This window comes from Pseudomonas sp. MNR3A, assembly GCF_009650575.1.
In the GTDB taxonomy this organism is placed as follows: Bacteria; Pseudomonadota; Gammaproteobacteria; order Pseudomonadales; family Pseudomonadaceae; genus Aquipseudomonas; species Aquipseudomonas machongensis.
In genome coordinates this window covers 20,391-45,043 of the sequence record NZ_VZZS01000006.1, presented here as the reverse complement: position 1 = coordinate 45,043, position 24,653 = coordinate 20,391, and the positions used below count along the sequence as shown (strand labels likewise).

Genomic DNA, 24,653 nt, shown 5'->3' with positions numbered 1-24,653 from the left:
TGAATTTCACAAAGCTATAAATAGAAAAGGAATCCCCCATGCGCGCCCTCGCCGCCTTAAGCCGTTTCGTCGGTAACACCTTCGCCCTCTGGGTGCTGGTGTTCGCCTGCCTGGCCTTCCTGCAACCGCAATGGTTCATCGCCCTGAAGGTAGCCATCGTGCCACTGCTGGGGTTGGTGATGTTCGGCATGGGCCTTACGCTCAAGCTCGACGACTTCGCCGCCCTCGCCCGTCAACCCTGGCGCGTGGCGCTGGGAGTGGTGGCGCATTTCGTGATCATGCCGGGCGTTGCGTGGCTGCTATGCCAACTGTTTCACCTGCCACCGGAAATCGCCGTGGGCGTGATCCTGGTCGGCTGCTGCCCGAGCGGCACCGCCTCGAACGTGATGGTCTGGCTGTCGAAGGGCGACCTGGCACTGGCCGTGGCCATCGCCGCAGTCACCACCCTGCTCGCGCCCTTGCTGACCCCGGCGCTGATCTGGTTCCTGGCCTCGGCCTGGCTGCCGGTCTCGTTCATGGACATGTTCTGGTCGATCCTGCAATTGGTGATGCTGCCGATCGTGCTCGGCGTGCTGGCGCAGAAGCTGCTCGGTGCGCGGGTGCAACTGGCGGTGCAGGTGCTGCCACTGGTGTCGGTGGTGAGCATCGTGATGATCGTCTGCGCGGTGGTCGCGGCCAGCCAGGCGAAGATCGCCGAGTCCGGCCTGCTGATCATGGCGGTGGTGATCCTGCACAACAGCTTCGGCTTCCTGCTGGGCTATCTGACCGGCAAGCTGTGCAAGCTGCCCCTGGCCCAGCGCAAGTCGCTGGCGCTGGAGGTGGGAATGCAGAACTCAGGCTTGGGCGCGGCCCTGGCAGCGGCACATTTCTCACCGCTGGCGGCGGTGCCCAGCGCGCTGTTCAGCGTCTGGCACAACATCTCCGGGGCCTTGCTCTCGACCTGGTTCAGGCGCATGGATGAACCTCTCGACATCAGGGGGCATGCGTCCGAAAGCCGGTGAGATCATCGCCGGGTTGCGCCTGAAAAAACGTACTCGCAATCCGATGCCCTGATTGGGCAGTTTTCCTGGTGCCTGGCTCCCAGGCATTGGAATACCGTGCGCTGGCCTGACTTTCACAGGCATCAATCAGGAGCAGACAAATGGACGAATCAAGGCTCGATACTTCAAAGACATTCACCGCTCAGCTGTCGCTGGTCCAAGGCGATATAGATCGTCCCGTGCGCATCAACGACAGTGGCTGGCTGGAGATACTCGACGGACACATTCTTCCCACCACCCTATGGTTCGGCTGTTATCGGGATGACGGCCAGGATGTCTACATCATCAAGGAGTTCACTAAAGGCGGTAGCAAGCACGGCGCGGTCCTGAGCATGAACAGCAATGGCTATCTGGGCTTCTACTCCGACTCCCAGAGGCCTTGGGTGATTCTTAACCAGGATGACAGCGCACTGACACCCATAGGCACGCCGAATGCTCTGGTTTCGATCTCGACCAAAGGCGGCAGACGCTGGACTGCAACCGATAACGATTTCAGGGCCCTGACAGGCAATGGCAGCACACTGCGTCTGAAGATTCAAAGGATCGGTGTCTACCATTTCTGAAATCTTTGCTGACGAACAGCCTGAAGCCCACCGACTCCCGACTTGCTCCAAAGCCAACAGATGTGCAATATAGTGCGCACTGTGAGGACGGCCTCACGACGCAAGGCGTGACCAATCCGGGGACGGCCCCATCTTTCAACGATGGAGAATCATCATGTCCTGGATCATCCTGTTCTTCGCCGGCCTGTTCGAAGTCGGCTGGGCTATCGGCCTCAAATACACCGATGGCTTCACTCGCCCACTCCCAACCGCACTGACCGTCGCCGCCATGGCCGTGAGCCTGGGCCTGCTGGGCCTGGCCATGAAGGAATTGCCGCTGGGCACTGCCTACGCCATCTGGACCGGCGTCGGCGCAGTCGGCACGGTAATCGCCGGCATCATCCTGTTCGGCGAATCCATGGCATTGGTGCGCCTGATCAGCGTTGCGCTGATCGTCGCCGGCCTGATCGGCCTGAAGGTCAGCGCCAGCTGACCTTCCACCCTCCCCTCAACGCAAGTCGCCGCGCAAGGCACTGACTTCCTCGCGCAGCGCTTCAGGCTGGGCCGCCTCCACCGGGATGGCGGCACCCGCCACCAGGGTCACCCGCGACCACAGTCGACGCAGGAAGCCCTTGGCCGGATCACGGCTGAAGAAACTCCCCCACAACCCCTGCAACGCCAGCGGAATCACCGGCACCGGCGTCTCCTGGAGAATCCGGCTTACGCCACCCTTGAACACATCGATCTCACCATCGGCGGTCAGCTTGCCTTCCGGGAAGATGCACACCACCTCACCGGCCTGCAGGTACTCGGCAATGCGCGCAAAGGCCCGCTCGTACGTCGCCTCGTCCTCGCTGCGCCCGGCAATCGGGATGGCCCCGGCAGTGCGGAACACGAAGTTGAGCACCGGCAGGTTGTAGATCTTGTAGTACATGACGAAACGGATCGGTCGACGGATCGCACCGCCGATCAGCAGCGCATCGACGAACGACACATGGTTGCACACCAACAGCGCCGCCCCCTCGTCAGGGATACGATCGAGATCGCGATGCTCGACGCGGTACATCGAATGGCTGAGCAACCAGATCAGGAAGCGCATGGTGAATTCAGGAACAATGCGGAAGATGTAGGCGTTGACCGCAATGTTGAGCAGCGACACCACCAGGAACAGCTGCGGGATGCTGAGGTCGGCCAGGCTCAAGAGGACGATGGTGACGATCGCCGAGACCACCATGAACAGGGCATTGAGGATGTTGTTCGCGGCGATCACCCGGGCGCGCTGGTCTTCAGGCGTACGCGCCTGGATCAGGGCGTAGAGCGGCACGATGTAGAAACCGCCGAACACACCAAGCCCGACGATCGAGACCATGATCCACCAGGCCTGGCTCATGCCCAACAGGCTCAGCCAATCGTGCGGCGCAGCAGCGGCCGGCACGTCACCCGAATGCCACCACCAGAGCAGACCGAACAGGGTCAGGCCGAACGACCCGAACGGTACCAGGCCGATTTCCACCTTGCGCCCGCTCAGGCGTTCGCACAGCAGCGAACCGACGGCAATGCCCACCGAGAACAGCGTCAGCACCAGCGTGACCACGGTCTCGTCGCCGTGCAGCCAGTCCTTGGCATAGGCCGGGATCTGCGTGAGGTAGATCGCCCCGACGAACCAGAACCACGAGTTGCCGACGATCGAGCGCGACACCGCCGGGGTTTGCCCCAGGCCCAGGCGCAGGGTGGCCCAGGACTGCTTGAAGATATTCCAATCCAGCTTCATCTGCGGCGCCACCGCCGCCGCCCGCGGGATCCAGCGGCTGGCCAGGTAGCCGAGCACCGCAGTGCCGACGATGCCTCCGGCCACCACCGTGGCGTAGTTGCCCGAGGACATCATCACCCCGGCACCGATGGTGCCGGCCAGGATCGCCAGGAAGGTGCCCATTTCCACCAGCCCGTTGCCGCCGACCAGTTCGTCCTCGCGCAAGGCCTGGGGCAGGATCGAGTACTTCACCGGCCCGAACAGCGCCGAATGAGTGCCCATGGCGAACAATGTCAGCAGCATCAGCTCCAGGTGATCACTGAGAAAGCCCACCGCGCCGATCAACATGATCACCACTTCAGCCAGCTTGATCGCACGGATCAACGCATCCTTGGCGAACTTCTCGCCAAACTGCCCGGCCAGCGCCGAAAACAGGAAGAACGGCAGGATGAACAGCAGCGCGCAAAGGTTGACCCAGATCGAACGGTCGCCCTCCAGGCTCAACTTGTAGAGGATCGCCAGGATCAGTGACTGCTTGAACAGGTTGTCGTTGAAGGCACCCAGCGACTGGGTGATGAAGAACGGCAGGAAGCGCCGCTTGCCGAGCAAGGTGAATTGCGAGGAATGACTCATCGTCCTTGTTCCTGAGAGGGCGTTGTCAATTGGAGGTCCGCTCATCGCGAGAAGCCACAAATCTGCACGCGATTGCCCACCTCTGGCAACAGGCCTGCGAAGCGCATCACGCCGACGAACCAATTAATGGCTATATGCCATTATTTTTTCTGCAACCCCTTTTCAGAATGTTGCAAGGCTGCCGATAATTCATATAGATGACTACATCCGGTAACAGGATCAGCCTTCGGCTCTCCTCCAACGCACAAGAAAAGGAGCACAGCAGCAGATGTTCACCTGGTTCGGCGATCTGAAGATCGCACACAAACTCGGGCTCGGTTTTGGCCTGGTCCTCGTGCTGACCCTGGCCCAGTCGCTGATCGGCTGGGACGCTTTGGGCAGCCTGGTGCGGCGCAGCGAAGTGGTCAGCGACGTCTCCGCACTCAACGATGCCCTGGGCGATCTGCGCGAGGCGCGCTTGCGCCACGCCATGTCCAATGGTGACGAAGAACAAGGCAAGGCGTTGCAGCAGACACTGGCGGCCTTCCAGGCACCCCTGGCGAAACTCCACGGCATCCTGCGCAACGCGACCAACCTGCAGACCCTCGACAAGGCCGAGCAGGCCCTGCAGGCCTATGCCCGCAACCAGGAACAGAGCCTGCAGTCGTACCGCACCATGCGCGCGGCGCAAAAGGAGATGGGTGGGCTTGCCACCCAGTCGTTCGCCACGATCGACAGCATCCGCAAGCAGGTCCGCGCGTTGCCCGATGCCGAACAGCGCTACGTGCGCAGCGAAGCGATCAACCAGATTCGCGAGAACCTGATCCTGCTGCGCTACCAGGTGCGTGGCTACACCGGCAACACCAACACCGACACCGAGCAGGCGATGAATGCGCAGATCGCCACCACGGTGAACGACTTGCCAGCCCTGACCGCGGCATTCAATGGCCAGTTCGCCGAGCAATTCCGCCAACTGAACGAACAGGTGCGCGCCTACGCCGCCGCCGTCGAGGCCTTCCGCGGCGAAACCCGCAAACTGATGGACTACCGCGCCAACATGGGCAATGACGTCGCGACCCTCAACACCCTGATCGGGCAATTGCTCGACAGTCAGGCAGTGGCCGTGGTCAATGACAGTCAGTTCGCCAAGACGCTGCAGTTCGCCACCACCGCCCTCGCCCTGCTGCTCGGTGCCCTGCTGGCGATACTGATCGCCCGGCAGATCAGCCAGCCGCTGCAAAGGGTGCTGCGCGCCATGGAGCAGGTGGCCGACGGCAACCTGGGCGAACAACCCAGCAGCAATCGCCGCGATGAACTCGGCCAGTTGCAGAACAGCCTGCATGGCATGACTGCCAAGCTGCGCCAGCTGATCGGCGGCGTGCGCGACGGCATCTCGCAGATTGCCAGTGCCACCGAAGAGCTCTCGGCGATCACCGCGCAGACCAGCGCCGGCGCCAGCAGCCAGCGCCAGGAGACCGACCAGGTCGCCACTGCGATGCAGGAAATGGCCGCCACCGTGCAGGAAGTGGCGCGCAATGCCGGCGAAGCCTCGGTGGCCGCCAGCGCCACCGATCTCGAGGCCCGCGAAGGCGACAGTGTGGTCACCCGCGCCGTGACCCAGATCGGCCGCCTGGCCAGCCAGGTCGACGCCACCAATGAGGCGATGGACGCCCTGCGCAACGAAAGCCAACGCATCGGCAAGGTGATGGACGTGATCAAGGCCGTGGCCGAGCAGACCAACCTGCTGGCGCTCAACGCCGCCATCGAGGCCGCCCGCGCTGGCGAGGCCGGTCGTGGCTTTGCCGTGGTCGCCGACGAGGTACGCAGCCTGGCCCAGCGCACCCAGGCCTCGACCGAAGAAATCGAATCGGCGATCAGCAGCCTGGAGCAAGGCACGCGCTCGGTCAGCGACCTGATGGAAGAAAGCCAGAGCCTGACCGAAAGCAGCGTGGCACTGGTACGCGAGGCCGGCGTTGCGCTGGAGGGCATCACTCAGCGGGTGTCGGGCATCCAGTTGATGAACCAGCAGATCGCCGCCGCCTCCGAGCAGCAGAGCGCCGTGGCCGAGGAGATCAGCCGCAGCGTGGTGACGGTGAGGGACATTTCCGAACAGACCGCCGAGGCCAGTGAGCAGACCTCGGTGTCCAGCGTCGAACTGGCGCGGCTGGGTGGGCAATTGCAGCAGATGATCAGCCGGTTCCAACTCTGACAGCCCGAGCACCTCTTGTAGGAGCGGGCTTGCCCGCGAAAAAGACACCACGGTGCCTGGCACGGGCTACGCCCGTGTTCGCGGGCAAGCCCGCTCCTACGGAGGGATTGGGCTGGCCTTTAGATTTTGAAAAAGACAGTTGCCCCTACGCGAACCCGAACAACCCCCGCGCCGTGTCCACCAATAGCGCCCGACGCAACGACGCCGAGCAGCCCAGAGCATCGAACTGCTCGACCACCGCGGTAAAGCTCATCACCGATTCATGCTGGGTATGCGGCCAGTCGCTGCCCCACATCAACCGGTCCGCGCCATAGTGCGCCTCCAGGGCGCACAGAGCCTGGCGGGCGAAATCCAGGTTCTGCCCAGGCGAGCCGCCCAATCGATAGATCCCCGATACCTTCATCCACACCTTGCCCTGCCCGCCGAGGGTCAGCAGCTCGGCAAATCCCGGCTGCCCCAACCCCAGGCGCGCATCCGGCCTGCCGAAGTGATCGATCACGATATCCACACCATATGGCTGCAAGGCACGCACCAGTGCCGGTATATCGGCCACCTGTCGATGCAGCTCGACATGCCAGCCCAGATCGCCGATCAGCTCCAGCAGTGGCCGCCAACCGGCGTCGCGCAGATCAGGCAGGGCCTGCCCCATCAGATTCAGGCGCACACCGCGTACACCGAGGCGCGCCATCTGCTCAAGGGTGTCGCGCGCAACGCCAGGCTCGAGCATCACCACGCCGCGCAATTGCCTGGGCGCGGTTTGCAGCGCCGCCAGCAGGTAGCTGTTGTCGGTGCCGAGAAAGCTCGGCTGCACCAGTACGCCATGGCTGAAACCGTGCCCGGCCAGCTGGGCGAGGTAGTCGCCCAGCGGCGCATCGTAGGTGGGTGCGTAACGGCGCTCCGCTGCCAGGTTCAGCCCACGGCTGAACACGTGGGCGTGGCTGTCGATCGCGGTGAACGGGGATACAGGGGTTTGCGGCATGATGCTCATTCGGGACGATTGAAGGTTACTTGGCGACCGCAACCGCAACCTGCGGCGAGACCGGGGCCTCGAGGTTGCGACCGCGGGTTTCCGGCAGACACAGTGCAGCGATCACCGCCACGCCGTAGGCGATGCCGGCATCGATGCCGATGGCGGCCCCCAACGACATGGATTCGCTCATGTGACCGACCAGGAACGGGAACACGGCCGACAGCACCCGGCCGAAGTTGTAGCAGAAGCCCACCCCGGCACCGCGCACATCGGCCGGGTACAGCTCGTTGAAGAACGCCCCCAGGCTCGCGGGAATGCCGGCGGCGAAGAAGCCCAGCGGGAAGCCGAGGAACAGCATCTGCGTGTTGCTCAGCGGGAAGAACACATAGGCCTGTACCGTCAGCACGCAGCACAGGGCGAACAACAGGATGTTCTTGCGCCGGCCAATACGATCGATGAGCAGGCCACTGACCACGCAACCACACCAGAAGGCGAAGATGATCACCGCCAGGTAGCCGCCGGAGTTGAGCACCGAGAGGTTGCGCTCGGTCTTGAGGAAGGTCGGCAGCCAGGTCATCACCGCGTGGTAGCCACCATGGGCACCCAAACCCAGCAGCCCGCCCAGCAGGGTCACGCGCAGCAGTTCAGGACGGAAGATGCCGGCCATGGACTTGGTGAAGCTGACGGGAATGGCCTTTTCCTTCTGCAGGCGCTGGAAGCTGTCCGGCTCGGGTACGTTGCGCCGCACCCAGATGATCAGCAGCGACGGCAGCAGGCCGACGAAGAACATCACGCGCCAGGCGAACTCCTGCGGCACCAGCGAATAGATCAGCGCAAACAGCCCCACCGCCAGGCCCCAGCCCACGGCCCAGGCGCTCTGCACCGTGCCCATGACCTTGCCGCGGTATTTCGGGTTGATGGTCTCGGCCATCAGCACCGCGCCTGCGGCCCACTCGCCACCAATGCCGAAGCCCTGCATGGCCTTGACGAACAGCAGCGGGTAGAAGCCGGTGACGAAGGCCGACAGGAAGGTGAAGAAGGAGAACCAGAGGATCATCCACTGCAGGGTACGCACCCGGCCGTAACGGTCGGACAACGTACCGCCAAGCCAGCCACCGATCGCCGAGGTGACCAGCGTCAGGCCACTGATCAGCCCAGCATCGCCCTTGGTCAGGGAAAACGCGGCGATCAGCGCCGGGATGGCCAGGCCGAACATCTGCACTTCAAGGGCGTCGAGCGACCAGCCACCAAAGCAGGCCCAGAACGTCTTGCGTTCGCGCGAGGTGATTTCGCGATACCAACTGAACATGATTTCTTATCCTTCTATGTCGTGTGTGCGAGGTCAGAGGCAGCCGGACGCACGCCGGCCAGGCAGGCAGAACCACGGCACCGTGCTGGCACGGCGCCGGACGTCACAACGGGGCGTGGAACGCCCGGTCAGCGAATATCGATGCGGTAGCGGAAATGCTGCGCATGGCCGCGCGAGCGGCGCCACTCCAGCGGTTTGCCGGCGTAGTCGCGGGCCAGGCGCTCGATCACCACCACCGGGCTGCCCTCCGGCATCTGCAGCAGGCGCCCGTGAATGGCGTCGACCGACTCGGCCGTGAGGGTTTCCTCGGCATAAGCCACCACCTGACCGCACAGTTCTTCGTAGATCGGGTAGAGCAGCGGGCCCTTGCGGTCCAGCTCGACCTCAAGCAGCGGCTGGAACGTCTGCCGTGGCAGCCAGATTTCCTCGGCCAATACCGGCTGGGCACCGAGCAGACGCAGGCGCACGATGTGAATGACTTCGGCTTCCGGCGCCAAGCCCAGGGCACTGGCAACCGCCGAGGGCGCCGGGACTGGCTCGATGGACAGGATGCGGCTCTCGGGCACGGCACGTTCGCCATTGGCCGACTCGAAGCGGAAGAAGCGGAACAGCGAGGAATGGAACTGCGGCCGACGAATGAAGGTGCCGCGGCCTTGCTGGCGCTCCAGCACGCCCTCGGTCACCAGCACATCGACGGCCTTGCGCACGGTGCCGACCGACATGTCGAACTCGCTGGCCAGGGCCGATTCGGTGGGAATGGCCTCACCGGGGCGCCAGCGGTTGTTGGCGATCTGCTCGACCATATGGTCGCGCAGCTGTTGGTAGCGGGGCAGACGCGCATCACCGGGCAGTGTGTTCATGGGGCCTGTCTCTCGTCTTGTTATATAAACATATATATGAATTTTTCCGAGAGTATTCCTGCTGCCCTGAACGCTGTCAATCCTCCGCCTATCGGCTTGAAAGCCACGGTGGCTTCTTCGCGGGTAAACCCGCTCCCACAGGTGCACAGCGTTCTTGAGCACTGCCAGGTAACCGGGGAGCGCGACCACCCACTAAAAGGTCAGCACATTCAACGATTTGCGATACAGGGCGAGGTGAACAGCTCACCACGCCAGGCGCCCTTGAGCGTGCGGCTCGCCACCACCAGCCAGAGCAGCGCCAGCATCACCACCAGCACCTGCCCGAATACCGTGAAGAAACCCAGGCCCAGCCAGGCCGCCAGCTTCAAGGTGGCGAGGCTGTACACCCCCAGCGGGAAGGTAAAACCCCACCAGCCCAGGTTGAATGGCATGCCCTGGCGCATGTAGCGCAGGGTGATCAGTACCGCGGTCAGCAGCCACCACAGGCCGGCTCCCCACAACACCATCCCGGCCACCAGCCCCAACCCGCGTGCTACTTCACCCAGGTTCCCCAGGCCATTGGCCGCGAACACCGCCGGTGCATCGCCACCCAGCAGCAGCATGCCCAGCGCCCCGGTGCCGATCGGGCCCAGCGCCAGCCAGCTGGATGCGGCCATGTTGGCCGGCGGCAGCTTGTGCAGCGCCATGCGCAGCATGAGGATGGTCAGGATACTGAACGCCACCGGCAGCGACACCGCCCACAGTACGTAGCTGGTCACCACCACCAGGAACTGCGCATGGACATCCGCCAGGTGCGGCGCCAGCAGGCCACCACTGGCCGCCGCCACCTCGGCCGCCACCACCGGCAGCAACCACACTGCAGTCATCTGGTCGATGCTGTGCTCCTGGCGGGTGAACATCAGATAAGGGATTGCCACGCCACACAGCAATGCCAGTGCCACGTCAACCCACCAGAGCGCCTCGACCCAAGGCACCACGCCGTCGCCCCAGCGCTCGAGGCCAAACACCAGCGCGCCATTGAGGATGGTCGCCAGGCCCATGGGGATGGTGCCGAAGAACATCGAGACCGTGGAGTGGGCGAAGATCCGCCGTGCCTCGTCGAAGAACAGCAGCCAGCGCGCGCCGTACAGGGCGCAGAACAAGATGAACAGGCCGATGGTCAGCCACCACAAACCCTCTGCCGCACCGTGCAGAGCCGGAATCTCCAATTGTCGCAAGGCCAGGGCCAGAACGCCGGTGCCCATGGTCGCGGCAAACCAGTTCGGAGTGAACTGACGGATCACTTCCAGCGGGCGGGCCAACTGGTGGAAGGGCCGCAAGGACGCAGCGCGAGTCTGTGGGCAGGTCATGGCAAAGATTCCTCGTGTAAGGTGGAATCATCTTATGCCTGCAAAGAATATCCATATAACGGTTATTTTCTCTATCTGTTATCTATTTTGCAGATATAGCGCAAGCCAGAGCCGGTGGCTTATGCTTGCTGCCTGCGACAACTCCAACAACAAGGACGTGGCAATGCTCGCCGCACTCAAACGCTACCCTTCCGCTGTCCGCCTGCTGCTGCTCACCACCTTCGTGCTGACCCTGGCGCGCGCGATCACCCTGCCCTATCTGGTCGTCTATCTGTCGGACAGCTTCCAGCTGTCGGTCAGCCATATCGGCCTGCTGATCGGCGGGGCACTGATCGTCGCCTCGTTGTTGAGCCTGTATGGCGGTCATCTGGTCGACACGCTGCGCAACCATACGGTGATCATCGTCGCAACCCTGGTGTTCACGCTGTCGTTCGCCGTCGCCATGTTCAGCCCCTCGGTGGCGCTGTTCTTCCTGTGCCTGGTGCTGATCAACCTCGCCCTGGCGGTGGTCGACATCGCCAGCAAGGCCGGATTCTGCGCCCTGCTGCCGGTGGAGGAGCGCGCCGAGGTGTTCGCCATCAAGTACACCCTCAGCAACATCGGCTACGCCGTCGGCCCGTTGCTGGGGGTGGCGCTGATCGAGCTCGATGGCCATCTGCCGTTCCTGGTCTCGGCGCTGATCGGCCTGCTCATGTGCCTGGTCTACCAGCGTCTGGGCGATCGGCAGTTACGCCCCAGCGAGCCGCAACTGCCCGGCGTCGGCTTCATGCAAGTGGCTATCGGGCTGGCGCGGGACCGGCGCCTGGTGTGCTTCACCCTGGGCGGCGCCCTCAGTGCAGTGGTGTTCGGCCAGTTCACCGCCTACCTGTCGCAATACCTGGTGGTGACGGCCCACGCCAGCGAAGCGGCGCGGTTGGTCGGGGTGCTGGTGACGACCAACGCCGTGACGGTGATCGCCCTGCAATACCTGATCGGCAGACGCATCAGCCGTCAGTACCTGATGCCCTGGCTGATGGCCGGGATGGCGCTGTTCGTCGCCGGGCTGCTGGGCTTCTCGCTGGCAGGCTCGGTGCTGGGCTGGTGCCTGGCAATGCTGGTGTTCACCCTCGGCGAGATCATCGTGATCCCGGCGGAGTACATGTTCATCGACCTGATCGCACCGGAGCATCTGCGCGGCGTCTACTATGGCGCGCAGAACCTCTCCAACCTCGGCGCGGCACTGGGGCCGGTACTGGTCGGGTTTGCCCTGGGGTATGTAGTGCCGGTGGCGGTGTTCTACCTGCTGGTGCTGTCGGTGCTGCTGGCGGCACTCTTCTATTACCTGGGGACGCGAGGGGCGAAGGTCTAGAGCGCCCCCTGCGACCACCTGCCACTGCGACCATCGTCTGCGCTGACGAACCCGCGCCCGCGTGCCAGACTGATTGATCGGGACCGCGTTTTCATTTTTGCTCCGGAGTTTGCATGTCGTTGTCCAGCGGGCTGATCGCCGTGGTCGCCCTGGCCTATATGGCCGTCATGTTCGCCATCGCCTTCTACGGCGACCGTCGCAGCACGCCGTTGCCGCCGCGCCTGCGCGCCTGGGTGTACAGCCTGTCGCTGGCGGTGTACTGCACCAGCTGGACCTTCTTCGGCGCCGTCGGCCAGGCGGCCGAGCAACTCTGGGCGTTCCTGCCGATCTACCTGGGCCCGGTGCTGCTGCTGATCTTCGCACCCTGGGTGCTGCAGAAGATGGTGCTGATCAGCAAGCAGCAGAACATCACCTCGATCGCCGACTTCATTGCCGCCCGCTACGGCAAGTCGCAGACGCTCGCGGTGGTGGTTGCACTGATCTGTCTGGTCGGCGTGCTGCCTTACATCGCCCTGCAGCTCAAGGGCATCGTGCTCGGCGTCAACTTGCTGATCGGGGCCACTCCCGACGCTACCGGCACCCGGGTGCAGGACACGGCGCTGGTGGTGTCGCTGGTGCTGGCGCTGTTCGCCATCGTCTTCGGCACGCGCAGCCTGGATGTCACCGAGCACCATCGCGGCATGGTGCTGGCCATCGCCTTCGAGTCCCTGATCAAGCTGCTGGCGTTTCTTGCCGTGGGCGCCTTCGTGGTGTTCAACCTGTATGACGGCTTCGACGACCTGTTCAGCCAGGCGCGCCAGTCGATCCACCTGGAAAGCTATTGGCAGGAGACGATCAACTGGCCATCGATGGTGGTGCAGACCGCCGTGGCGATGATGGCGATCATCTGTCTGCCGCGGCAGTTCCACGTCACCGTGGTCGAGAACATCGAGCCTCAGGACATGCGCCTGGCCCGCTGGGTGTTCCCGCTGTACCTGGTGCTGGCGGCACTGTTCGTGGTGCCGATCGCCCTGGCCGGGCAGATGATGCTGCCAGGCACGGTGATCTCCGACTCCTTCGTCATCAGTCTGCCGCTGGCCGAAGCCCACCCGAGCCTGGCCCTGCTGGCCTTCATCGGCGGCGCCTCGGCCGCTACCGGCATGGTGATCGTCGAGGCGGTGGCGCTGTCGACCATGGTCTCCAACGACATGCTGCTGCCCTGGCTGCTGCGACGCACCAACGCCGAGCGCCCGTTCGAGGCGTTCCGCCACTGGATGCTCTCGGTGCGCCGGGTGGCCATCGTGGTCATCCTGCTGCTGGCCTACGTCAGCTATCGCCTGCTCGGCTCCACCGCCAGCCTTGCGACCATCGGCCAGATCGCCTTCGCCGCAGTCACCCAGCTGACCCCGGCGATGCTCGGTGCCCTGTACTGGAAGCAGGCCAACCGCCGCGGCGTGTTCGCCGGCCTCGCTGCGGGCATCTTCCTGTGGTTCTACACCTTGGTGCTGCCGATCGCCGCCCATAGCCTGGGCTGGTCGCTGCAGTTGTTCCCCGGCCTTGCCTGGCTGCACGGCAACCCGCTGGACCTGCCGATCACCCCGCTGACACAAGGGGTGGTGCTGTCGCTGGCGGGCAACTTCATGCTCTTTGCCTGGGTCTCGATTCTGTCGCGCACCCGGGTTTCCGAGCACTGGCAGGCCGGGCGCTTCATCGGCCAGCAAACCAGCGCCCGCCCCAGCAGCCGCCCTCTGCTGGCCGTGCAGATCGACGATCTGCTCAACCTTGCCGCGCGTTTCGTCGGCGAGGAACGCGCGCGGCAGAGCTTCATCCGCTTCGCCTACCGCCAGGGCAAGGGCTTCAACCCCAACCAGAACGCCGACGGCGACTGGATCGAACACACCGAGCGCCTGCTCGCTGGCGTGCTCGGCACCTCCTCCACCCGTGCGGTGGTCAAGGCCGCCATCGAAGGCCGCGACATGCAGCTCGAAGACGTGGTGCGCATCGCCGACGAAGCCAGCGAGGTTTTGCAATTCAACCGCGCCCTGCTGCAAGGCGCCATCGAGAACATCAACCAGGGCATCAGTGTGGTCGACCAGAACCTGCACCTGGTGGCCTGGAACCGTCGATATCTCGAACTGTTCAACTACCCCGACGGGCTGATCAGTGTCGGCCGACCGATCGCCGACATCATCCGCTACAACGCCGAGCGCGGCCTGTGCGGCCCGGGCGAGGCGCAGGTGCACGTGGCGAGGCGCCTGCACTGGATGCGCCAGGGCCGGGCGCACACCTCGGAACGGTTGTTCCCCAACGGGCGGGTGATCGAACTGATCGGCAATCCCATGCCCGGCGGTGGCTTCGTCATGAGCTTTACCGACATCACCCCGTTCCGCGAAGCCGAACAGGCGCTCAAGGACGCCAACGAGGGCCTGGAGCAGCGCGTGGCCGAGCGCACACACGAGCTGTCGCAGTTGAACCAGGCGTTGTCGGAGGCCAAGAGCCATGCCGAGGCGGTCAGCCAGTCCAAGACCCGCTTCCTCGCTGCCGTCAGCCACGACCTGATGCAACCGCTGAATGCCGCGCGGCTGTTCTCCGCCGCCCTGTCGCAACAGGCCGAGGGCCTGAGTGAAGAGGCCCAGCAACTGGTGCAGCACATGGACAGCTCGCTGCGCTCGGCAGAGGAATTGATCAGCGACCTGCTGGACATCTCGCGCCTGGAGAATGGCAAGGTCACCCCCGACATCAAGCCCTTCGCGCTCAACGAACTGTTCGACACCCTGGGCGCCGAGTTCAAGGTACTGGCGGCCGAGAAAGGCCTGGAATTCCGCCTGCGCGGCAGCCGGCTGCAAGTCGCCAGCGACATGAAACTGTTGCGCCGGGTGCTGCAGAACTTCCTCACCAACGCCCTGCGTTACGGCAAGAGCCCGATCCTGCTGGGCGCTCGACGCGAAGGCGAGCACCTTTGGCTGGAGGTCTGGGACCGCGGTCCGGGCATCGCCGACGACAAACTGCAGGTGATCTTCCAGGAGTTCAAACGCCTGGACAGCCATCAGACCCGCGCCGAAAAAGGCCTGGGCCTGGGCCTGGCAATCGCCGATGGCCTGTGCCGGGTGCTCGGGCATCGACTGGAAGTGCGCTCGTGGCCAGGCAAGGGCAGCGTGTTCCGGGTCAGCGTGCCGATCGCCAGGCATCCGGTGGCAGCGCCCGCAGCGCCCGTGGAACCGGGCGGGCAACCGCTCGCCGGGCTGCAGGTACTGTGCGTGGACAACGAAGACAGCATCCTGATCGGCATGAACAGCCTGCTCGGGCGCTGGGGCTGCCAGGTCTGGACCGCACGCAACCAGGCCGAGTGCGAGGCGCTGCTATTGAAGGGCATGCGCCCGCACCTGGCGCTGGTGGACTACCACCTGGACGACGGCGAAACCGGTACTGGCCTGATGGCCTGGCTACGCACGCGCCTGGGCGAACCCGTTCCAGGCGTGGTGATCAGTGCCGACGGGCGCAACGAAACCATCGCCCAGGTGCATGCTGCAGGGCTGGACTACCTGGCCAAGCCGGTCAAGCCCGCCGCCCTGCGTGCGTTGCTCAATCGGCATCTGAGCCTGGTTCAGTAAGCGTTGCATCGGCCAGCGCCTCATCCGACAGCGCACGCTCCAGCAGGTCGGCAGGCAAGCTCTTGCTGGCGCGCGCGCCCAGCAGCTTGAGCTGCTCGCTGCGGCTGATCAGATTGCCGCGCCCTTCGCACAGTTTGTTGCGCGCTGCGGCGTAGGCCTTGTCGACCTGCTGCAGGCGCGCACCGAGCTCGTCCAGGTCCTGGATGAACAGCACGAACTTGTCGTACAGCCAACCCGCACGCTCGGCGATCTCGCGGGCGTTCTGGCCCTGACGCTCCTGCTTCCACAGGCTGTCGATGACCCTCAGGGTCGCGAGCAAGGTGGTGGGGCTGACAATGACGATCTGTCGGTCGAAGGCTTCCTGGAACAGGCCCGGCTCCGCTTGCAGCGCTGCCGAGAAGGCCGCTTCGATGGGTACGAACAGCAATACGAAATCCAGGCTGTGCAAGCCATCCAGCCGGCTGTAATCCTTGCTGGAGAGGCCTTTGACGTGACTGCGCAAGGACTGCACGTGCTGTTTGAGCGCCGCCTCGTCATTGCCGGAGACGAACTGTTGATAGGCGGTGAGGCTGACCTTGGCATCGACCACCACCTGCTTGTCCCCCGGCAGCATGATCAGCACATCGGGCTGGAAACGCTCGCCATCGGCGCTCTTCAGGCTGACCTGGGTCTGGTACTCGCGGCCTTTCTCAAGGCCCGCATGCTCCAGTACCCGCTCGAGAATCAACTCGCCCCAGTTGCCCTGGGTCTTCTGGCCCTTGAGCGCCTGGGTGAGATTGGTGGCCTCATCAGACAGACGCAGGTTGAGTTGCTGCAGGCGCTCAAGCTCCTTGCCCAGCGAGAAGCGCTCGCGGGCCTCCTGCTGGTAGCTCTCTTCCACACGCTTTTCGAAGGCCTGGATGCGCTCCTTGAGCGGATCGAGCAATTGTCCCAGGTGCTGCTGACTGGTCTGGGCGAAGCGCTGCTCGCGCTCGTCGAAAATCTTGGTGGCCATCTCGGCGAACTGGGCACGTAGCGTATCGCGGGCTTCCTGCAAGTCGTCCAGGCGCTGGGCGTGGCTTTCCTGCTGCTCGCGCAGTTCGGCGTCCAGCCGCGCAGCCTGAGCCTCCAGGCGACGCAGTTCGGCTTCGCGGGTAGCGCGCTCCAGGCTCCAGGCATGGGCGGCATCGCGCGCGTTGTCGCGCTCGTTCTGCAACAGTTCCAGCTCGCGATTCTGCGCAGCAAGTGTCGCCTGTTTGTGGCTGTTGGCTTCGCTGAGGTCGCTGATCTCGTCGCGGCAGGCTTCGAGCTGCGCCTGCAGGCCAGCCTGGGCCAACTGCGCGGCACTCAGGCGTTCCTGCATCAGGCCGGTTTCGGTTTGGCGGGCGGCGAGCCGACGCTGGACCTGCAACACCCACCCCAGGCACGGCACCGCGGCAGCCACGATGCCCAATAGAATACTGGCCAGGTCCACTGCCATGCTTGCTCCGGTCAACGCTTAGATTGTGCGCAGCTTACAGGTTTTTTGCCGGTGCTATTGCACCGAAGGCAGCAGGCCAAGCAGCCGCCGCGCCTCCTGCGAACCCTGTCCCGCCGCCAGCTCCAGCCAGTACCGCGCTTGCTCGGGATCCTGCGCCTGGCACAACCGGCCATATTCGAGCTGAGCCCGACTGTCACCGGCGCGGGCGGCCTGGCGCAGCAGCTCATGGCCGATACGCCGATCCCGCGCAGTGCCACAGTCACGGCAGAGCATCTGCCCCAGGCGACTCTGCGCTACCACCACGCCCTGCCGGGCGGGTTGCTTGAGCATGCGCCCAGCGAGGTGCTTGACGCTGGGCTTGTCAGCCAGGCGCGGGTTGTCGAGCAGCCACAGGGCCACTTTCAGGGAAAAGCGCTTGGGAGAAACCAACGGCGCAATGGCGGGGGAACCGGCGGGGGATTTACCACGAAACTTCATGACAACAGCGATGGTGATTCGAGAGGCGCGCCACTCTACTCGATTTTTTCGACAAAGGCCCGGGGCAACATTGGGGCGTCGGAAAAAAATATTTCATGGTTCTTTTCTTGACGTTTTCACCCCAGAGAAAGGCGGTAAGTATTTTCCATGGCTAGGTGTCGGACCCTTCCGAAAACAGCTGGCACGCCCGTCCTAGAGCAAGCCCTAGGGACAATCCACAGAACCTGTGGATAACTCGGTGGACAACCCCCCCTTGGCGCCCGCAAACCCCTGTGGAATGGGGCTTACAGTCAAACTGACGATTTTTTCACCAGCCTAAATAAGTGTTTTTTTTCATTGACTTAAGGGCTCAGTCAAGTCATTGGCGGCGTCCGGGGAAGACGTTGCAGAACAGTTACAAGTCATGCTCCAAGTGTGCACAAGTGCGCCAACAAAGTGCGCAGGCTCGCACCACGGCGGGAAAACAGCATCGTGTTACCGCAACCCATCCCTTCACAGATGCACCACGAACAGAGATAATGCTCGGCTTCGCTGAAGAAAATCAAAAAACGCTTGCCATGCCGCAAACCTTCCAGTAGTGTGGCCGCCGTTAGTACCAAGCTGAACGTCAATTCTGGCCGCAACGTCCTTGCGAATGGCCACCCTCCCCGGGTAGCACCGCTGAAACCAGGACCGGCCCACTCGATGATTCCCTCGACGGCAACAGCCGCTCCAGCACGAATCACCTAATGACAGATTGATCGGGATCTTCACCCAGTGGCCTCGAACCTGGTCCGTGGGATGCTGCCCGCCTTCCGAAGTACCTACCAGTCAGCCCGGCGCCTTACTTGTGCTTGCGCTACCTCTGGCTGCTCTGTTCCGGTCAGGTTTTTCGCCTCCCTTAATAAAGGCGTCACCGGAACGTTTCTATTGTGCATGGATCGAAACCCGTGTCTTGAGCAGGAAATCTAAAAAAATGACTAATCACCATCAGATCCAGCGCGCCTTCGGCACGCTTTCTCAGGCCTTCGCCCCACTGAAGTGCCTCATCGTTGCCCCTCGCAAGGGCAGCTTCAGCTTCACCCTGGTCGACGAACACGGCGTGGCCTGCCACACCGAGCGCCTGTATCCAGAGCAATACACCCACGCAGAGCCGCTGCAGGCGGTGATCGATCGCACCCGCCAGTCGTTGGTCGCATGAATGAATGGGTGAGGATTCACCCCATGAATGACCGCCCCTGATTGCTGCCCGAAACGCTCTTTGCTTAATTGCCACAAGGCATATGGCAGAGGCGCTGCGGCAGCAATCGATTTAAAAACAGCCCTTTACACCATGATTATCACACTACACTTCAACTCGAGCGGTGCGAGCCGCTTCCGGCGGGCCTGATCATCCATTAGCTGCCAAGCTCCAGCGCCCGTCGGCCCCTGACAGTTCGAGGGCATCATGGGTATCGCTGCGAACGAGTTGAGTCAATATGTGATCCGCCCCACGCTGATCTACCTGGATCGCCATAGCGCGAGCGCCGAAGCCTTGCTGCTGGGCGTCGCAGCTAGCCAGTCCAGCCTTGGAGCAGCCCTGCATGACCGTCGCGGTCACGGCTTGTACAGGATCGGCGAGACGCGCCATCAAACCCTCTGGGACGATTACCTGGCCCGCGATCCCGAGCTGGCAAGCCTGGTCCGCGGGCTTGCCAGTCAGCATGCCTTCCTTGGTGGCCCGCACCTGGAGCTGACGGTCAACCTGCGCTATGCCACCGCCATCGCCTGGATGCTCATCGAAGAACAGGCCACGCCTCTACCCGCCCCCGACGATCTTCTAGGGCTCGCACGAATCTGGCGACAGACCTTCCACCCCCAGGGACGCCTCCGCGACTTCACGCAGGCCTGGCACTGCTGGGTAAATCCGATAATGTCCCAGGCATCTTAAGAACCGTCCTACAAGCAAACCGGAAAAAAGGGAATTTTGGTCGGATTGTCCTACAAAACCGCTCTATCTCCGCCGATACAGGCTATGGCGTAGTGCGTGATTTGTTGGTAGCTTTTCGCCCCGGAGATCCCAAGGAGTTCTAATAATGAAAACAGTCATGCTCAAAACCTCTCTCGGCGTCGCTATCGCGCTCGCTTCCAGCCAACTGTTCGCCAGCGGCTTCGCCCTCAACGAACAGAGCGTCAGTGGCATGGGGACAGGTTTTGCGGGTCGTTCTTCCTCTGCCGACGATGCCAGCACCATTTACGGAAACCCTGCCGGCATGTCGCGCCTCAAGCGCGAACAGATCACCGTAGGCGGCGCAGCCGTCATCGCCAAGACCGACATTTCCGGCCGCGGCAGCAACCTGGGCGGGAAAATGGACGGTGACATGGTGCCGTTCGTAGGCGTGCCCATGGGCTACTACGTCAAGCCAATCGACGATCACTGGAGCCTGGGCTTCGGCGTCTACGTGCCCTTCGGCCTGGTCACCGACTACGGCAGCAACCACGCGGCACGCTACTGGGGCAAGAAGAGCCACGTCGAAGTGGTCACCTTCCAGCCGACCGTCAGCTACGCCTTCAACGACAAGGTGTCGATCGGTTTCGGCCCGACCATCAACCGCATCGAGGGCGAGCTGGGTTCGAGCACCATCAACCCGCGCTCCCCTGGCCGCAACGATGGCGAAGTGAAGATCAAGGGTGATGACACCGCCGTTGGCTACAACATCGGTATCCTGGTGCAGGCCACCGACCGCACCCGCCTCGGCCTGACCTACCACTCGATGGTCGACTACAAGCTCGAAGGCAAGACCAAGATCAACAACGCGTTGATCGGCCCGTTCAGCGGCAGCAAATTCGACGCCGACCTGAAGATCAAGACGCCCGAGTCGGTGGACTTCTCGGTCACCCACGAACTCGACGACCAGTGGACCCTGTACGCAGGCAGCACCTGGACCCGTTGGAGCCGTCTGAAGGACATCACCGTCACCAACGACGTCCCTGCACCGCTGGCCGGCCAGTTCGGCACCATCAGCGAAGAGCAGAACTGGCACGACACCTGGGCTCACGCCATCGGTGCCTCGTACAAGGTGAACAAGGAGTGGACCCTGCGCACCGGCTTCACCGTCGACCAGTCGCCAACCAACAACCACGACCGCTCTCCGCGCATCCCTACTGGCGATCGCAAGATCTTCAGCCTGGGTGCCGGCTATAGCCCGACCGACGACGTGACCATCGACGTGGCCTACTCCTACCTGTGGGAAGAGGACACCAAGGTGAACCTGGCCAGCGCCACCAAAGGCACCTACCAGGCCAAGTACGAGAACAGCGCTCACGGCATCGGAGCGTCGCTCACCTACCGCTTCTGAGTGGGTTCAGGCTGCATGAAAAACCGCCTTCGTGGCGGTTTTTTCATGCCTGCACGCGCCAATGCTCGCCAAGGCTCGCCTGCAGGTACTCCATGAATACCCGCACTTTGGTGGTCATGGCAAAGCGATCGGCCACGCACAGGAACACATCCATCGGTTCGGTCTGCGCATAGGCCTCGCCAGGTTGGGCAGAGTCGAACAACGGCACCAACTGACCGCTGTCCAGGTGCGGACGCACAAGGAACTCGGCCAGGCGCGTCACCCCACCATCATTGAGCGCCATTTCCGCCAGGGCCTCGATGTCGTCGCTGATCAATACATTGTCGAACTCCGCCTCGAAGCGCATGCCATCACGCACAAAGCCCCAGCGCAGCAGGCGACCATCGACCGGATAACGCAACACCAGGCAGCGATGATCACGCAGCGCCTCGGGCGTGGTGGGTCGGCCAGCCCTGGCCAGATATCCCGGCGAGGCGCAACAGATGAACGGAATCCGGGCGATATGTCGCGCCAGCAGATGATCTTCCAGCTGCGGCGTAATACGCAGACTGACATCGACATCTTCGCGGGCATGACTGACCCGGCGATCACTCGCAACCATTTCTATCGAAAGCAGCGGATAGCGCGCACTGAAGGCAGGAATCAGGGGCGCCAGGATGCGGCGCCCGAACGCCGATGAGGCGGCAATGCACAAGCGCCCCTGCGGCTCGGTATCGGGGGTGGTGACCTCCTGTTCGGCCAGGATCAGGTCACGTTCTACATGCTTGACCCGGCTGTAATACTGGCTGCCAGCAGGCGTGAGCGCCATGCTGCGCGTGCTGCGCGACAGCAGACGGACCTGCAGGTGCGCCTCCAGGCGCGCCAGGTTCTGGCTGACCGCTGCCGCACTCAGGCCCAGTGTGCGCGCTGCACCGGCAATGCTGCCAGCCTCGACGACCTTGATGAAACTGCGGATGGCATTGAGCAGATCCATGGCTGCGCTCTTGGGATTCGTAAGAATCTCTTTATAAAGAACTCAACCCGGCTGGTCTACAGCGCACAACTGACCATTGTTAACCTGCGCTTCTCATGTCCAACCGAGAGGCGCCCTCATGACCCCTTTGCCCCAGCCACGCCGTCGCAAGCTCCGCGCCAGTGCCACACCCTATGTCTTCGCCTTCTACATGTCGGCGATCATGGCGATGCTGATGTGCTTCGTGATCACCGCTGCCACGGCCGGCATCGACCAAGGCTACTTGCGCAAGGTGCTCCAGGCCTACCAACTGGCGATGCCGGTGGCGTTCGTCTGCGTGCTCATGGTGCGGCCCGTGGTGATGCGCCTGGTGGCCATCACCGTGCATCCGCACTGACCGCCCGCACGAGACAGCACCGCATCAGGGCTGCGAAGCTATGGCCTTCTCGATAGCCGCCCGGAACGCCGGATCATCCGGCTTGGTCAGGCTGGAAAAATTGCCGATCACCTTGCCTCGCCGGTCCACCACGTACTTGTAGAAATTCCACTTGGGTGCACTGCTCTGCTTTGCCAGCTCGACGAACAGCGGGATCGCATCCTTGCCGCGCACCGGCTGAGTCTTGGTCATGGTGAAGGTGACACCGTAGTTGGCGTAGCAGACCTTGGCGGTCTTCTCGCTGTCGGCATCTTCCTGCTTGAAATCGTTGGAGGGCACGCCGAGCATTTCCAGCCCCTGCTCGTGGTACTCCTTGTAGGCAGCCTCCAGCCCCTCGAACTGCGGCGCGAAGCCGCAGTAGCTGGCGGTATTGATCACCACCAGCGGCTTGCCAGCGTACCGCTGGCACAGATCGACCTGGCCCTTGCCGCGTAGCTCCGGCAGGCTGCCTTGCAGCAGCGCCGGACAATCGGCGGCCCAGCTGGAGGAAGTGGCCGCCAAAGCGAGCAAGGGTACTGCGAGCCAACGCGTAAGCATGTTCCCAATCTCCTACAAGACAATTCCTTGCAGGGTAGCGCTTAACAAACGCCCATGCCCAGCTGCATCAATGCCAATCCGCCCTGATGCCAGCCCCACCAGGCAAGCGCCAGCACCAGCAGCGCACCCGCCACCAGCAGCCCGCGCAGCCAGGAGCGGTTCATGCCGCCTTGGCCTGCAGGCGCGCAACCGGGCGTTCGCGCACCGGCCAATTGAGGGCCGCCGCCAGCAGGCTGAGCAGAATGGAGATCTGCCAGACCAGGTCATAGCTGCCCGTGTGGTCATAGACCACCCCGCCCAGCCAGCCACCGAGGAAGGCGCCAAGCTGGTGGAACAGGAACACGATGCCCCCCAGCATCGACAGGTTACGCACCCCGAACAGGGTCGCCACCGTGCCGTTGGTCAGCGGCACCGTCGACAACCACAACAGGCCCATGGCGATGCCGAACAGGTAGGCGCTGAATTCGGTCACCGGTGCCCACAGGAACAGCACGATCACCACCGCCCGCAGCAGATACAGGCTGGTCAGCAGACGCGGCTTGGACATGCGCCCGCCCAGCCAGCCGGCGGTGTAGGTGCCGACAATGTTGAACAACCCGACCAGTGCCAGCACCGTGGTACCGATGGTCGCCGGCAAGTGCTGGTCGACCAGATAGGCCGGCAGGTGCACACCGATGAACACCACCTGGAAGCCACAGACGAAAAAGCCCAGGGCCAGCAACCAGAAACCGGAGTGCGAGCACGCCTCGCGCAGTGCCTGGCCCAGCGTCTGCTCGCCGCCTTGACTGGGTAGCGGCCGATCACGCAGCAGCCCGACGAAAGGCACGATCAGCGCCACCATCAAACCCAACACCAGCAACGCTGCCGACCAGCCCAGCCACTGGATCAGCCCAAGCGTACCCGGCAGCATGGCGAACTGGCCGAACGATCCCGCCGCGCTGGCAATACCCATGGCCATGCTGCGTTTCTCCGGCGGCACCGCACGGCCAACCACACCGAGGATTACCGAGAACGAGGTACCGGAAAGCCCGATGCCGATCAGCAAGCCAGCACTCAGCGACAACGACCAGATCGAATCGGCCATGCCCATCAGTACCAGGCCGGCAGCGTAGAGAATGCCGCCAATGATCACCACCCGCGCCGCGCCCAGGCGATCGGCCAGCGCGCCGGCGAACGGCTGGGCCAATCCCCAGATCAGGTTCTGCAGGGCAATGGCGAAGGCGAAGACTTCGCGCCCCCAGCCAAAATCGGCGCTCATGGGGGCCAGGAACAGGCCAAAGCCATGTCGCACACCCAGCGACAGCGCCAGGATCAGCGCCGCCCCGAGCAGCACCCAGCCACTGGTTCGCCAAACAGAAGTCATTGTTGTTGTCTCCTAGCCATCGCAAGGTTTGTGCGGGTATATACCCGCTTTATAGGGCACATTTCAGGCCAAACGCTCCAGCAAGCGAACCAGTTCATCGCGCTGACTCTCGCCCAGATGCTCGACCAACTGTAGCTGAGCCTGCTCCCAGGCAGGATGTGCGGCAGCCAGGCACGCCTTGCCTGCTTCGGTCAGGCACACCAGGCGATTGCGCTGGTCGCTGCCCTCGCCGAGCGTCACCAGCCCGTCAGCTTCCAGCACACGCAGGTTGCGGCCCAGGGTACTGCGATCCAGGCCCATGGCCTCAGCCAGGCTGGTAATACTCGGCTGGTCGAGCCGCTGCAGATGACGCAACAAGGAAAACTGCGCGACATTGATCCCGAAATCCGCCAAGGCTTCGTCGTAATGTCGGCTCACCCCACGGGCGGCACGACGTAGATGGGTGCAGATGCATTCACTGGTCAACATAAATGCGTGTATATACCCGCACCTTGGATGTTGCAAGAAATTTCTGCGCCTGCTCAGGGCTTGCG

22 protein-coding genes and 1 pseudogene are annotated in these 24,653 nt (G+C 63.3%); 11 read left to right on the top strand and 12 right to left on the bottom strand.

Annotated features, from left to right (window positions below; all coding sequences use genetic code 11):
* Positions 1–38 precede the first annotated feature (38 nt).
* The 3 genes from F6X62_RS04515 (at position 39) to sugE (ending at position 2,075) form a co-directional block, all read left to right on the top strand.
* The gene (locus tag F6X62_RS04515; protein WP_153772816.1) at positions 39–1,001 is read left to right on the top strand and encodes a bile acid:sodium symporter family protein; all 963 of its coding nucleotides are present in this window, start codon (positions 39–41) and stop codon (positions 999–1,001) included.
* 140 nt (positions 1,002–1,141) lie between these two features.
* Positions 1,142–1,603, top strand: coding sequence for a hypothetical protein (locus F6X62_RS04510; protein WP_153772815.1), 462 nt, complete (start codon positions 1,142–1,144; stop codon positions 1,601–1,603).
* Positions 1,604–1,757: 154 nt separating this feature from the next.
* Positions 1,758–2,075 (top strand): quaternary ammonium compound efflux SMR transporter SugE, encoded by a 318-nt coding sequence (gene sugE, locus F6X62_RS04505; protein ID WP_063545829.1) that lies wholly within the window; start codon positions 1,758–1,760, stop codon positions 2,073–2,075.
* A 15-nt stretch (positions 2,076–2,090) separates the two neighbouring features.
* Here sugE and F6X62_RS04500 read toward each other — a convergent pair whose 3' ends face one another.
* Complete coding sequence (locus F6X62_RS04500; protein ID WP_112898963.1) at positions 2,091–3,965, bottom strand: MFS transporter; 1,875 nt, start codon at positions 3,963–3,965, stop codon at positions 2,091–2,093.
* A gap of 268 nt (positions 3,966–4,233) precedes the next feature.
* Between F6X62_RS04500 and F6X62_RS25585 the strand changes: the two are divergent.
* Together F6X62_RS25585 and F6X62_RS25580 are read left to right on the top strand one after the other, a co-directional pair.
* Positions 4,234–5,298: pseudogene (locus F6X62_RS25585) on the top strand (methyl-accepting chemotaxis protein); the annotation flags it as partial.
* Positions 5,290–6,153: a methyl-accepting chemotaxis protein gene (locus F6X62_RS25580; RefSeq protein ID WP_371926213.1), complete on the top strand. Its 864-nt coding sequence runs from the start codon at positions 5,290–5,292 to the stop codon at positions 6,151–6,153. The pseudogene F6X62_RS25585 and the gene F6X62_RS25580, both read left to right, overlap by 9 nt.
* Positions 6,154–6,298: 145 nt before the next feature.
* Here the strand turns inward: F6X62_RS25580 and F6X62_RS04490 are convergent, their stop codons facing one another.
* The 4 genes from F6X62_RS04490 to F6X62_RS04475 form a co-directional block, all read right to left on the bottom strand.
* Positions 6,299–7,141: an amidohydrolase gene (locus tag F6X62_RS04490; RefSeq protein WP_371926208.1), complete on the bottom strand. Its 843-nt coding sequence runs from the start codon at positions 7,139–7,141 to the stop codon at positions 6,299–6,301.
* A gap of 16 nt (positions 7,142–7,157) precedes the next feature.
* Entirely contained in the window at positions 7,158–8,432 is a 1,275-nt protein-coding gene (locus F6X62_RS04485) for an MFS transporter (RefSeq protein WP_153772812.1), read from the bottom strand.
* Between the two features lie 128 nt (positions 8,433–8,560).
* Positions 8,561–9,292 (bottom strand): GntR family transcriptional regulator, encoded by a 732-nt coding sequence (locus F6X62_RS04480; RefSeq protein ID WP_153772811.1) that lies wholly within the window; start codon positions 9,290–9,292, stop codon positions 8,561–8,563.
* A gap of 209 nt (positions 9,293–9,501) precedes the next feature.
* A complete protein-coding gene (locus F6X62_RS04475) occupies positions 9,502–10,641 on the bottom strand; it encodes a TDT family transporter (protein ID WP_153772810.1) in 1,140 nt (379 codons plus the stop codon).
* Between the two features lie 163 nt (positions 10,642–10,804).
* Here F6X62_RS04475 and F6X62_RS04470 point away from each other — a divergent pair, with 163 nt between their 5' ends.
* Together F6X62_RS04470 and F6X62_RS04465 are read left to right on the top strand one after the other, a co-directional pair.
* Entirely contained in the window at positions 10,805–11,989 is a 1,185-nt protein-coding gene (locus tag F6X62_RS04470) for an MFS transporter (RefSeq protein ID WP_153772870.1), read from the top strand.
* A gap of 113 nt (positions 11,990–12,102) precedes the next feature.
* Positions 12,103–15,579, top strand: a complete 3,477-nt coding sequence (locus F6X62_RS04465) for a NahK/ErcS family hybrid sensor histidine kinase/response regulator (protein ID WP_153772809.1) — start codon at positions 12,103–12,105, stop codon at positions 15,577–15,579.
* On the opposite strand, the gene rmuC is transcribed toward F6X62_RS04465, so the two are convergent.
* Complete coding sequence (rmuC, locus tag F6X62_RS04460) at positions 15,551–16,924, bottom strand: DNA recombination protein RmuC (RefSeq protein WP_178117523.1); 1,374 nt, start codon at positions 16,922–16,924, stop codon at positions 15,551–15,553. The genes F6X62_RS04465 and rmuC overlap by 29 nt on opposite strands.
* A 168-nt stretch (positions 16,925–17,092) precedes the next feature.
* Positions 17,093–17,515, bottom strand: coding sequence for a tetratricopeptide repeat protein (locus F6X62_RS04455; protein ID WP_153772807.1), 423 nt, complete (start codon positions 17,513–17,515; stop codon positions 17,093–17,095).
* Between the two features lie 955 nt (positions 17,516–18,470).
* Here F6X62_RS04455 and F6X62_RS04450 point away from each other — a divergent pair.
* From F6X62_RS04450 to F6X62_RS04440, 3 genes are all read left to right on the top strand, one after another.
* On the top strand, positions 18,471–18,695 hold the full coding sequence (locus F6X62_RS04450) for a hypothetical protein (protein ID WP_054890933.1): 225 nt from the start codon (positions 18,471–18,473) through the stop codon (positions 18,693–18,695).
* 246 nt (positions 18,696–18,941) lie between these two features.
* On the top strand, positions 18,942–19,424 hold the full coding sequence (locus tag F6X62_RS04445) for a hypothetical protein (protein ID WP_153772806.1): 483 nt from the start codon (positions 18,942–18,944) through the stop codon (positions 19,422–19,424).
* A gap of 145 nt (positions 19,425–19,569) precedes the next feature.
* The gene (locus tag F6X62_RS04440) at positions 19,570–20,832 is read left to right on the top strand and encodes an OmpP1/FadL family transporter (protein WP_065862202.1); all 1,263 of its coding nucleotides are present in this window, start codon (positions 19,570–19,572) and stop codon (positions 20,830–20,832) included.
* Between the two features lie 43 nt (positions 20,833–20,875).
* On the opposite strand, the gene F6X62_RS04435 is transcribed toward F6X62_RS04440, so the two are convergent.
* The gene (locus tag F6X62_RS04435; protein WP_054890936.1) at positions 20,876–21,805 is read right to left on the bottom strand and encodes a LysR family transcriptional regulator; all 930 of its coding nucleotides are present in this window, start codon (positions 21,803–21,805) and stop codon (positions 20,876–20,878) included.
* Between the two features lie 118 nt (positions 21,806–21,923).
* On the opposite strand from F6X62_RS04435, the gene F6X62_RS04430 reads away from it, so the two are divergent.
* Entirely contained in the window at positions 21,924–22,181 is a 258-nt protein-coding gene (locus tag F6X62_RS04430) for a DUF2798 domain-containing protein (RefSeq protein WP_153772805.1), read from the top strand.
* A 24-nt stretch (positions 22,182–22,205) separates the two neighbouring features.
* Here F6X62_RS04430 and F6X62_RS04425 read toward each other — a convergent pair whose 3' ends face one another.
* The 4 genes from F6X62_RS04425 to F6X62_RS04415 all read right to left on the bottom strand — a co-directional run bounded on the left by F6X62_RS04425 (position 22,206) and on the right by F6X62_RS04415 (position 24,588).
* Complete coding sequence (locus F6X62_RS04425) at positions 22,206–22,757, bottom strand: glutathione peroxidase (protein ID WP_153772804.1); 552 nt, start codon at positions 22,755–22,757, stop codon at positions 22,206–22,208.
* Between the two features lie 41 nt (positions 22,758–22,798).
* Positions 22,799–22,921, bottom strand: a complete 123-nt coding sequence (locus F6X62_RS25345; RefSeq protein ID WP_256673900.1) for a hypothetical protein — start codon at positions 22,919–22,921, stop codon at positions 22,799–22,801.
* Positions 22,918–24,120, bottom strand: a complete 1,203-nt coding sequence (locus F6X62_RS04420) for an MFS transporter (protein WP_153772803.1) — start codon at positions 24,118–24,120, stop codon at positions 22,918–22,920. The genes F6X62_RS25345 and F6X62_RS04420 overlap by 4 nt, the downstream gene beginning before the upstream one ends.
* A 63-nt stretch (positions 24,121–24,183) precedes the next feature.
* Positions 24,184–24,588 (bottom strand): MarR family winged helix-turn-helix transcriptional regulator, encoded by a 405-nt coding sequence (locus tag F6X62_RS04415; RefSeq protein WP_151926335.1) that lies wholly within the window; start codon positions 24,586–24,588, stop codon positions 24,184–24,186.
* Between the last annotated feature and the right edge of the window lie 65 nt (positions 24,589–24,653).

Coding starts and splice junctions, on each gene's coding strand:
- F6X62_RS04465 (WP_153772809.1), top strand. CDS start 12,103: ATGTCGTTGTCCAGCGGGCTGATCGCCGTGGTCGCCCTGGCCTATATG.
- F6X62_RS04515 (WP_153772816.1), top strand. CDS start 39: ATGCGCGCCCTCGCCGCCTTAAGCCGTTTCGTCGGTAACACCTTCGCC.
- F6X62_RS25580 (WP_371926213.1), top strand. CDS start 5,290: ATGACTGCCAAGCTGCGCCAGCTGATCGGCGGCGTGCGCGACGGCATC.
- F6X62_RS25345 (WP_256673900.1), bottom strand. CDS start 22,921: ATGAACCGCTCCTGGCTGCGCGGGCTGCTGGTGGCGGGTGCGCTGCTG.
- F6X62_RS04480 (WP_153772811.1), bottom strand. CDS start 9,292: ATGAACACACTGCCCGGTGATGCGCGTCTGCCCCGCTACCAACAGCTG.
- F6X62_RS04500 (WP_112898963.1), bottom strand. CDS start 3,965: ATGAGTCATTCCTCGCAATTCACCTTGCTCGGCAAGCGGCGCTTCCTG.
- F6X62_RS04425 (WP_153772804.1), bottom strand. CDS start 22,757: ATGCTTACGCGTTGGCTCGCAGTACCCTTGCTCGCTTTGGCGGCCACT.
- F6X62_RS04455 (WP_153772807.1), bottom strand. CDS start 17,515: ATGAAGTTTCGTGGTAAATCCCCCGCCGGTTCCCCCGCCATTGCGCCG.
- F6X62_RS04490 (WP_371926208.1), bottom strand. CDS start 7,141: ATGAGCATCATGCCGCAAACCCCTGTATCCCCGTTCACCGCGATCGAC.
- F6X62_RS04450 (WP_054890933.1), top strand. CDS start 18,471: ATGACTAATCACCATCAGATCCAGCGCGCCTTCGGCACGCTTTCTCAG.
- F6X62_RS04445 (WP_153772806.1), top strand. CDS start 18,942: ATGGGTATCGCTGCGAACGAGTTGAGTCAATATGTGATCCGCCCCACG.
- F6X62_RS04435 (WP_054890936.1), bottom strand. CDS start 21,805: ATGGATCTGCTCAATGCCATCCGCAGTTTCATCAAGGTCGTCGAGGCT.
- sugE (WP_063545829.1), top strand. CDS start 1,758: ATGTCCTGGATCATCCTGTTCTTCGCCGGCCTGTTCGAAGTCGGCTGG.
- F6X62_RS04470 (WP_153772870.1), top strand. CDS start 10,805: ATGCTCGCCGCACTCAAACGCTACCCTTCCGCTGTCCGCCTGCTGCTG.
- F6X62_RS04510 (WP_153772815.1), top strand. CDS start 1,142: ATGGACGAATCAAGGCTCGATACTTCAAAGACATTCACCGCTCAGCTG.
- F6X62_RS04475 (WP_153772810.1), bottom strand. CDS start 10,641: ATGACCTGCCCACAGACTCGCGCTGCGTCCTTGCGGCCCTTCCACCAG.
- F6X62_RS04485 (WP_153772812.1), bottom strand. CDS start 8,432: ATGTTCAGTTGGTATCGCGAAATCACCTCGCGCGAACGCAAGACGTTC.
- F6X62_RS04420 (WP_153772803.1), bottom strand. CDS start 24,120: ATGACTTCTGTTTGGCGAACCAGTGGCTGGGTGCTGCTCGGGGCGGCG.
- F6X62_RS04440 (WP_065862202.1), top strand. CDS start 19,570: ATGAAAACAGTCATGCTCAAAACCTCTCTCGGCGTCGCTATCGCGCTC.
- F6X62_RS04415 (WP_151926335.1), bottom strand. CDS start 24,588: ATGTTGACCAGTGAATGCATCTGCACCCATCTACGTCGTGCCGCCCGT.
- F6X62_RS04430 (WP_153772805.1), top strand. CDS start 21,924: ATGACCCCTTTGCCCCAGCCACGCCGTCGCAAGCTCCGCGCCAGTGCC.